This window comes from Pantoea sp. VS1, from assembly GCF_002207995.1.
In the GTDB taxonomy this organism is placed as follows: domain Bacteria; phylum Pseudomonadota; class Gammaproteobacteria; order Enterobacterales; family Enterobacteriaceae; genus Pantoea; species Pantoea dispersa.
This window is the reverse complement of sequence record NZ_NHZE01000087.1, coordinates 1-1,375: the sequence shown is the minus strand read 5'-3', so window position 1 is coordinate 1,375 and position 1,375 is coordinate 1. Positions and strand designations below refer to the sequence as shown.

The 1,375-nt window shown below is 51.1% G+C and carries 4 protein-coding genes; 3 read left to right on the top strand and 1 reads right to left on the bottom strand.

The window, feature by feature from the left end; all coding sequences use genetic code 11:
- Positions 1–216: 216 nt before the first annotated feature.
- The 3 genes from CBW22_RS23395 to CBW22_RS23385 all read left to right on the top strand — a co-directional run bounded on the left by CBW22_RS23395 (position 217) and on the right by CBW22_RS23385 (position 1,004).
- Positions 217–468 (top strand): hypothetical protein, encoded by a 252-nt coding sequence (locus CBW22_RS23395; RefSeq protein WP_088518014.1) that lies wholly within the window; start codon positions 217–219, stop codon positions 466–468.
- Between the two features lie 181 nt (positions 469–649).
- The gene (locus CBW22_RS23390; protein ID WP_088518013.1) at positions 650–832 is read left to right on the top strand and encodes a hypothetical protein; all 183 of its coding nucleotides are present in this window, start codon (positions 650–652) and stop codon (positions 830–832) included.
- Positions 825–1,004 (top strand): hypothetical protein, encoded by a 180-nt coding sequence (locus tag CBW22_RS23385; RefSeq protein WP_088518012.1) that lies wholly within the window; start codon positions 825–827, stop codon positions 1,002–1,004. Before CBW22_RS23390 ends, CBW22_RS23385 begins: the two co-directional genes overlap by 8 nt.
- A gap of 207 nt (positions 1,005–1,211) precedes the next feature.
- On the opposite strand, the gene CBW22_RS23380 is transcribed toward CBW22_RS23385, so the two are convergent.
- Positions 1,212–1,375: DUF4113 domain-containing protein (locus CBW22_RS23380; RefSeq protein WP_141097359.1), on the bottom strand; the 164-nt coding region annotated here is incomplete at its 5' end.

Below are 1,375 nucleotides of genomic sequence, written 5' to 3'. Positions count from 1 at the left end.
CTCTGGATTTCAGTGCTTATATTCTGGAGGCCTTACGTGAGAAGCTGGAGAGCGACGGGGCACTAGAGAACTGATTCACTAACAGGCATAAGTTAAGAATACGCAATGCGTATCCATTGCATGCATGATAGATATCTTATGTGTATACATTGGATGCCCAATGAATGCTTGATGCGTGTTGAGGTTATTAAATAGATGACTCAATAAGTTATTCAAATGGAGGAAGAGTTGAACAGAGCCCTAATGCTGGTATCGGGATATCTCGGAATTATAAAGCTCACCGGTAAAGACAGAAAAAGTGCTGCTGAATGGGGCTTTCTGCTGAGTACGGTATTTATCGTGCCGCTCTTCTTCCTGCCGCACGCCAGCGAGTTGATCAAAATCGGCTTGCAGCTGCTGTGGGGCGCTTGCGTGTCGCGTGCGGCATTCATGGCCAATGATACCTGGAAGAAAAACAGCTCACGCTGAAGAATACAGCAAAACAAAGGCACAAAGGTGGGAATACAGGGTCTATTGCAGCAGGCGCGCGAGTATGGGGTAAACCTGTAAACGTTGATGCAGTCAGCATATATGTTCACAGCCAGCACCGGTACCTCGCGGGGCAGGTAATCGAACGGGTACGTGAGTACCGACACATAAGGAACAAAACATGACACACAGCAAGCGGATTCCACGCATCGTACAGATCGCTGAACGGGACATGTGTGACGTGAAAGTCCTGAGTGCCGCAGATCGTGAAGCGTTGACCGGCAGCCGTCTGGCTAACGCGGCGTGCCTTATCACGTTCACACCGTCCTCGGAAGACGCAGCACAGGGAGAACAGCATGTTTAAACGTACCCGCATTTTTATCGCCTTCGCGGTGGGCTTCGCCATGACCTGTTATGCCCTTACCGCGCAGGATATGGGCACGCAGGTTAGGGTGTTCTTTGCAGGAATGCTGTGGTTTTTCTTCTGTATGCAGGTCGGGCGCATGATTAAAAACATCCAGCCTGCCGAAGGATAAAGAAAAAAAGTATCCGGATTAGAGGGGAAAGCTGTCAACGATTACGCAGTCAGCCGACATGGCTAGGGGCAGATTGCGCAGGCGTCTTCTGGTGTTTGAATACTGGATCCGTCAGCTTTCAAGTGGTGAAAAGTTGACACGCGGTAGTTATTTCCGCGGTAAGAAACCCGGCAGGCATCAGCTCCAGCTTTAGCTGCGTGCGTCTGGCTATTCAACGCGCGCCACGGGAATATCGCTCCAGCGCGTTGTCCAGGCAGGAGATAACATCTCCCGCTTCATTTTCCATTCTGTATTCACGCCCTGACCCGCAAACCACAGGCTGCCGAGCCCGGACTGGTTGATGCCGTCCAGTACTTTCATCAGCTGCGCGC

Bases quoted from the DNA above. Each gene is read 5' to 3' on its own strand.
- CBW22_RS23385 (WP_088518012.1), top strand. From the start codon at position 825: ATGTTTAAACGTACCCGCATTTTTATCGCCTTCGCGGTGGGCTTCGCC.
- CBW22_RS23390 (WP_088518013.1), top strand. From the start codon at position 650: ATGACACACAGCAAGCGGATTCCACGCATCGTACAGATCGCTGAACGG.
- CBW22_RS23395 (WP_088518014.1), top strand. From the start codon at position 217: ATGGAGGAAGAGTTGAACAGAGCCCTAATGCTGGTATCGGGATATCTC.